At 36.7% G+C, this 7,385-nt stretch carries 6 protein-coding genes; 1 reads left to right on the top strand and 5 read right to left on the bottom strand.

All coding sequences use genetic code 11. The features are described from left to right. The 4 genes from cas6f to GQR46_RS13495 form a co-directional block, all read right to left on the bottom strand. A partial coding sequence (cas6f, locus tag GQR46_RS13510; RefSeq protein ID WP_165741220.1) for a type I-F CRISPR-associated endoribonuclease Cas6/Csy4 occupies window positions 1-542 on the bottom strand: 542 nt, incomplete at its 3' end. Then, window positions 539-1,567: a type I-F CRISPR-associated protein Csy3 gene (gene csy3, locus GQR46_RS13505; protein WP_165741219.1), complete on the bottom strand. Its 1,029-nt coding sequence runs from the start codon at window positions 1,565-1,567 to the stop codon at window positions 539-541. The genes cas6f and csy3, both read right to left, overlap by 4 nt. Beyond that, entirely contained in the window at window positions 1,567-3,618 is a 2,052-nt protein-coding gene (locus GQR46_RS13500) for a type I-F CRISPR-associated protein Csy2 (RefSeq protein WP_165741218.1), read from the bottom strand. Before GQR46_RS13500 ends, csy3 begins: the two co-directional genes overlap by 1 nt. 3 nt (window positions 3,619-3,621) lie before the next feature. Next, window positions 3,622-4,797, bottom strand: coding sequence for a TniQ family protein (locus GQR46_RS13495; protein WP_165741217.1), 1,176 nt, complete (start codon window positions 4,795-4,797; stop codon window positions 3,622-3,624). 506 nt (window positions 4,798-5,303) lie between these two features. Between GQR46_RS13495 and GQR46_RS13490 the strand changes: the two genes are divergently transcribed. After that, on the top strand, window positions 5,304-5,957 hold the full coding sequence (locus tag GQR46_RS13490) for a site-specific DNA-methyltransferase (protein WP_165741216.1): 654 nt from the start codon (window positions 5,304-5,306) through the stop codon (window positions 5,955-5,957). Between the two features lie 4 nt (window positions 5,958-5,961). On the opposite strand, the gene GQR46_RS13485 is transcribed toward GQR46_RS13490, so the two are convergent. Further along, on the bottom strand, window positions 5,962-7,385 hold a 1,424-nt coding region (locus tag GQR46_RS13485), incomplete at its 5' end, for an AAA family ATPase (RefSeq protein WP_165741215.1).

Raw genomic sequence — 7,385 nt, 5'->3', positions numbered from 1 at the left:
TAATTATTAAATTGATTTCCTACCGCATTAGTATTTTCAATTTTTTGTATATGAAGTATAAAATTTTCCCCATTGCCTTTGCTTGATACAGGTATTGAATGAAAGTGACCTATATCTTTCGCCTCAAACTTATATTCAGGGTTGTAAATTTCCCCTCTGGCTTCAGCTCGTTTTTTAGCGCGTTTTAACCGTCTTTGCTTTTCACCAACAAAAGCCTTGGCTACTGATTGGTTGCGAATAAACATAACCTCATTTTGCTCTGTTGGTACTTCGAGTATTGTTGATAAGCCAAATAACTTGTCATGAGCCATCATCTCAAAATAGCTTTGCTGAGATAGGTTGGTTAATTGCTTTTTATCTGTTGATACGAACGCTAATTCATTACCTATTGTTTGCTCATTCCATTTAGGAAAACACACACCTATATTACTAATCTCACGCGAACTCATAAACCCATGCAAAATGCCAATACAACGCCCAGCAAGAAGGCTTACATCACAATTTTTGGGTAAATAAGTAATGGTAAAATAATAGCGCTTCAACCTTTACTCCTTTGGAACAAGCCACCTTTGATCAAAACTGCCGCAATAAAGTGGATTGCATTTGATTCTTCACTTTGCTCTAAACCATGCTTTTCCATGTGTTTAATATGCAAAGCAATGCGCGGGAGTAATGAATAAAAGTCTGAATGGCTCTTAGGTGTTCTGTGTGCAACTAATATTTGCTTATCTGCGCCATACTCGTGAGTGCGTAAAGGTTTGTAACCTCCCTCATACCAATCATCAATAGTTTGGATAGCAGCCCCTACTTTTTGTGAATTCAAACTTGCTGCTTTTTTATCGCCTACTTGAGTATATGCAAGTTGTTTAGATGACATACCTTGTTCAACAGTATCTACAAACTTTTGACTAGGGTGAACCTCTTGGCTAAATGCATTTTTAATTTTGGCGGTTATATCTAAATAACAATAATGTTGAGGGTTGCTGAGCCCTTCTTGAATAGCTTCTGATAGTGTTATTAGTGCTGTTTGATTATTTTGCCAATTGCCCTGCCACTTTAATTTTTGTGCACTTTCAACAATAATTGGGTCTGAATGTTCAGTAAGGATTTCAATATCAACATTCGGTGATTGACGGTTGCGCCAAAGCCAGTTGCCCATCAGTATATTTTTAGCATAGCGCGTTGCAACTTCATTAAGGCCATTGTTCTTTTTATAGGTTTCGAAAAACCGTTTTAACCAATAAATAACTTTTGGGTCATCACATACATGTGGCTCAATACAATTAGCCTCAACCCTGAGTGAGAAACGACAAAATAGCTCATTTACCGTTGGAGGAACGTAACACACATCAATTGTTTGAGGGTTTCCAAACGCGAGATCTTGTGGCGCTAAATTTTTAGCCACATTTTGCTTTTGATACGCATCGCCAAACCCTGACTTTTGCCCAACTAATTTATTTTGCTCTATTTGTAACGGTTCAAAATCAGACTCCGGTGTTTTATAAAAAAACACCGCTTTACTGGGTGAGAGCGAACGCGTGTAACTTAAGTGCCGAGGTAATTGCATTATTCATACTCAAACTTAGACTTTTTCATAAGCATAGACTCTTTTTGAACATCCATAACCCAAAATGCGTCATGAAAGAACTGCTTAGCGCCTGCGTACTTTACTGATGTATTGCTAACACACTCTAACAACCCAATTACGGGCTCTGCATAACAATGGTGTTCATGTAATGCTGCATCTCGTTTTACGGGTTCTTCAAGCGCAGCAAAGCCAATTGCAGCGGGTCTTAAATTAAAGTTACCGTTAAGGGCATCGATTAATTGCTCAAAACTTTTAACTACTTTTTTTGAAGGGTACAGCCAACTGCCATTTGACGATTTTGCCTTTATATTTTTAAACAGCTCACTCGGTGTAGTATGTAAATGGCACCAGTCTATATTTTGATATAACGAAGGTGGATGCATAGTCCCGCCTGCATACGTAGATGGTAGTGCGGGCTTTATAAGCTGACTATTTAACTTATTAAGTATCTCTTCATTTGGTACAAAAAGCCTAAATATTAAATCGAGTGTTATGTCACATTTAGGTTTATCGATAATTCCTGATCTTATTACATGACTACGCCCTGCAACTTGTTTTAACTTACTTGGCTCAGGTAATGGTTTACCTGTATGTAGTTGATAGTTTTCAATGTAAATAGCACTGCCGATACACTTAATGGAAGGGTCTATAAGGTTTTTTAGCTTACGCTCAAAGTTATGAGCAAGCCCATTTAAAGCAGTAAGTGACGGCATGCCTTGAATATATGGGTTAGCCATTGCCTCGGCATCAAACACTCGCATATCTTGGCAATGTACATACACTATTTGCTCATCATTTAATGTTTCTTCTTCAGTTGTACAATGAGTAAACACATAGTTTAACTGCGTTTTAAACAACCCCATTAAATTAGGGTGATATGCAAAGCGTTTGAGCTTACTTAAATTACCAAGGCTTTCATTTAGTATGTTACTAAATTGGCTAATACAGTTAGTAATACTCTGATCTAAGTAATGTTTTGCCCACTCAGGGTAAGCTTGGTTTTGCGCGTTATTTTTAGCTTCAAGAATGTTATAAAGCCATAACTGCAAACTAACACGTACTTGCCTAATAGCCGCGACTCGCGCTAATCGCTTTTGCCTTAACGTATTAAACTGTTTAATACCAACCAATACCAAAAGCGCATGCTGAAATTGACTACTTAATAGCGCACGAATTTTAAATGCTTTCTCAATATCATTATTGGCTACTTTAGAGCGGTTAATAGCCTTTGAATATGTTTTAGGGAAGTAACGAAGCACTCTTATATTACCACCTACTGAGCTTGCTAAATCGCCTACATTGGCAGGTCTTGAGTGCTCAACTAAGCCAAAGTTTAACTTACGATCTGTTGTTAATTGCTGAATTTTAGCTAGCATTGCGTGGCTTACTACAGGCGTAACCGCAAGGTAGCTTTGCTGAAATGGCATTTGTAATTGTGGTGAAAAAGGGCTTACTTCTAATGGGAGCTCTGCAACTGGCAACTGCTGTTTTATTTTACCCGCGATGTCTAAAACCGCCTTTTTAGTAAACCCGTACCCTCTTATTAAATTGATCCAAACAGGCTCTTCAGCTATTAGTAACTTTGCTAAACAAGTTACTTCACCTTGCCAAATAAATGAGGTTAAAAATAGCTTTGCATGATTAATTTCAGCACTATTGTGCGACCATCCAAAACTTAAAGGTAATGACCGGCTACAAATACCCGCAATATCTTCACTTACAACTTCACTAATTAAACGTTGATGGCTTACGCGTATATCGGGGTATTTTAAGTTATGAGTATGAAACCATTTAACTTCGTTAATGCACTTACTCAGTAACACTTCATCGCGTAATACACTTTTAGCAGTTCTTGTACTTGTTAAATCATCAATTTCACTTCGCTTATAAACTAGGTTAATGAGTACAGTCAGCGCTTGTTCTTCAAATCCATCTACCGCAACATGAGGCGTGTATGGGGCAAACAACTTTCTAAGGGCTGTGGTTTTTTCTTTTAATGATTCAATTGCAAATGCATCTTGTAAGTTCATAAGTTACCACGGCGCTATAAATTGTTTTTTTATTTGAGGCTTTTCAGCTGCAAATGCTTGCTGTAGTTCAATCACTTGGCGTAAATAAAATACATGGCTATCAGCTCTAATCTGTTCGTGCTTTTTTTGTGGGTAAGCACATGTTAAAAAGCCTTCTTGGTGAAGCCGATAAACTTGCTCTGTGGTGGTGTTTAATAATACTGCGGTATCAAAAGTACAAAGCAGTAAATCTGCAATATTTGGGTGTTTAGCTTTAGGGTTACTATCAACTAATGTAACAAAGTAATTAATAATCTCATCAATTACTTTGTTTTTACGGTTACTTGTTGCAGCTATTTGACCATCACGAATCACATTGCCATAGACAGAGTTGAACTTAGTTTTATTAAAAGGGTTAAGTTGCTTGAGACGCGCATTATTTGTGAGTAAATCTAATTCAGTGGTAAGGCTATCAGGCCAAGTACTAAAGTAATCAACAAAAGCGCAGTTAAAGTCAGCATCGCTTACATCAAGTTGCTTAACCTTCGCAAACCAAGATACTAACCCGACTATTTTATGGCTGTTATTACTTGCAAGCGCAAGTGCAATTTTAAAGTCTGCATCGTTTAACTGTTTACTATTGGTTAGTTTACAACCACAACTGCACTCTAAAAACGCCTCAGAAGCTCTATAATCAATTAATTTATAGCATTCCCTACATTGTGAGGTTAATTGTGTTTTATGCTTATGACACGCTTTATAGGGCTTTAAATGCCAGTAAAAAGGAACATAAGAAGATTCAGACAAGCATTCAATGCAAACAGGTATGTTATCAGTATGAAGTAGCTCAAGGGGAATTGTTAGTTCATTTCGGCTTACTGCTGCTAAGTTGCCAAATTTAAAGTTACTGCGCCGCCATGCAAGTCCAAGAATATCACCAGCGTTAACATCTGCTAATTGAGCTACCAACTTAAGGGCTCTTATTCTAAAGCTGCTCGCTTGCCTAGCATGATAAACATCAACCTTGCTAAGCTCTAACGGCAACGCACCTTCAAGCTCATGATCTTGCTCTGCAAGCCATTGCCACAAAATATCAGCAAGCTCACTATAACTATCGTATGAGTTATCTCTTGCAAGCCTTAGTAAATAGCTTTCGAGCGCCTCATCTGGGTAAGGTTTTGTTTGAACTAAAAAATGCATCGCCAACCTAAACTAAGAAAATCTTAGTTTAGGTTTAGGCTAAATAAATTAGATAGTCAAAAATAATTATCGTTAAATCATTCGTACTTCACAAAAGTACAATATCTGATACTGTAGAGAGCGTTACGGCATTTCTAATGGATGTATTAATAGCCAGTAACATAATAAAAAACTCAAATTTAAAAATACAAAGCTAACTTATAAGGATATTCTTATGGCTTGTAACTGCTGTGGCAAAGCTTTAAATAGCGGCATGGTTCAAAAAAGAGACTCATCAACCGGTCAAAAGTTTAAATCTTGCCCTCATTGTTCAGACGCTAATAGTTCCGAACATATATTCCATCCATATCCGGCTTCTTTTGGAATTACTCCTGCTCGTAAAACGGCTCGCAACCCTGATGGGTATCAAAGCTATTGCATTGATTGTCGACGATTAAAAAAGGGCGTTGCTTCGAAAGCTTTTCACAATGGCCGTTTGTGTAGCACACTTTAGCTAAAGAGATTTAATGCAAGTACATAAAGATGACGCGGTAAATTGGTTATCAACACTTTCAACCGAAAGTGTTGATCTTTTAATTACTGACCCACCCTACGAATCATTAGAAAAACATCGAAAAATAGGAACTACTACTCGCCTAAAAGTAAGTAAATCGTCAAGCAATCAATGGTTCGACATATTTCCAAATAATCGCTTTGAAGAACTACTAATAGAAATTTACAGAGTACTTAAAAAAGGTTCGCATTTTTATCTATTCTGCGATCAGGAAACAATGTTTTATATTAAGCCAATAGCTGAAAAAGTAGGTTTCAAGTTTTGGAAGCCAATAATTTGGGATAAAGTGACTATTGGAATGGGTTATCATTACAGAGCCAGACACGAATATATTCTTTTTTTCGAGAAAGGTAAGCGCAAGTTAAATGATTTAAGCGTGCCAGATATCCTCACGTGTAAAAGAGTATACAGGGGCTACCCTACTGAAAAGCCAGTTAAGTTAATTGAAACGCTTATCTCTCAAAGCAGTAATGAAAATGAACTCGTCGTTGATCCTTTTTTTGGCTCAGGAGCTACTTTAGTAGCAGCCAATAACTTAAATCGACAAGCTATTGGATGTGATATTTCTGAGTCCGCTCACTTACATCTAAAAGGTCGAATCACATAAGCAGTTATTGACTATGTGATTCAATAAAATCCCAGACCCTTTTACATAGTAAAGTTAGCTCTGGCGTTAATTTCCAATCATCAGATTCATTCATTAGTGAAATTGCAGTATGACAAAATTTAACTTTGTCTTTAATTGTGCCTGATTTGTCAGAGTAAAAGTTTCGCTCAAGTCTTTCGGCTTTAACGACATTACGCTCCAAAACCTTACCGATACCAACATCTTTTTTTCTAAATGAGCTTTCTTTAATATTATCAAATTTATCGATATCACAACCGGCTCTTTGGGTAAAAGTTCCCCATCTAGCTTTAGCTGTATCAATCAAAATATCAAAGGGTATAAAGTTTTCAATTTCCTTATAGTCAAGTAAATAAAATGCATCACCCAAAGCTCCCCTTAAGCTTTTAACACGCTCACCTTTACCATCTATATCTGCGTCAGCAATTAGTAATATATTTCTGTTGAGTCTTTTAGCTGGAGTTTCATTACCATCGTTTTCAACATCACCACTGAAATTCCAGTGAGTAATATTACTGCCTTGGTACTCTGTAAAAACAAAATGAAGATTTTCATGATAACTTTTCAGCTTACTTTTCTTATCTTCATCTTCAAGCTCTTCGATGTATTTATTTAGATAGGCTCGCAAGTATAATTTATCAGTAACGCCTTCCACCCAAATTGAACAATTAGCAAGAAGTACAGACGATGCACGTACACCAAGCTCATTAAGTAACTCACCATAATCTAAAGAAGCTTGGACTTTGCTCTCACCTTTTACCCGTGAAACTTGTTGAATAGAAATGTCGTCACGCTCTTGAGCTAAATCTAAAAAGTGATTTGAATGAGTAGTCATAAAAAACATATGCTCTTTATGCTTTGCAAATGTTTCAATTAAGGTTCTTTGAAGACCTGCGTGTAAAAAGTGCTCAGGCTCTTCAATAAAAAACATAGTCGGCTCTTCAGCCATAAAAACTTTATACGTCAATAATATGATTGATTGAATACCGTCACCTAAGTCATAAATAGGCCTATCTTCATCATCACCTTCTTTGACATGCACGACATCTTTATCAACCATTGGCACTAAAGAGATATCTCTGCCAAAAAAAAAGTTTTCAGAAAGATACTTTTCATACTCGCGAACTTTCTGTCGTTTTCCGAAGGAGCCTAGTAAGTGTCGTGTCAGATCTTGATAAAGGTTGTGACCCGTAAAAATCTCACATTCATTTTTATTTAGTTTAGGGAAATAATCTGACTTAGTTCGAGTTTCAAAAATATCTACCTCGGCAACGTGACGCAACCCTCTTATTGTTGGTATATAAACTTTTGACCAAGTTAAAGTACTACGTTGAGCAATTAACTCTCTTATAGAATTTTGTTCGAAATGTTTTTCTAACCAATTTATCATTTCTGATTTTAAATTAGTTT

Origin of the sequence: Pseudoalteromonas sp. Z1A6, assembly GCF_011378745.1 — a bacterium.
In the GTDB taxonomy this organism is placed as follows: domain Bacteria; phylum Pseudomonadota; class Gammaproteobacteria; order Enterobacterales; family Alteromonadaceae; genus Pseudoalteromonas; species Pseudoalteromonas arctica.
Note: the sequence above shows the minus strand (reverse complement) of the source record. Positions and strands in the feature narration are given on the sequence as shown.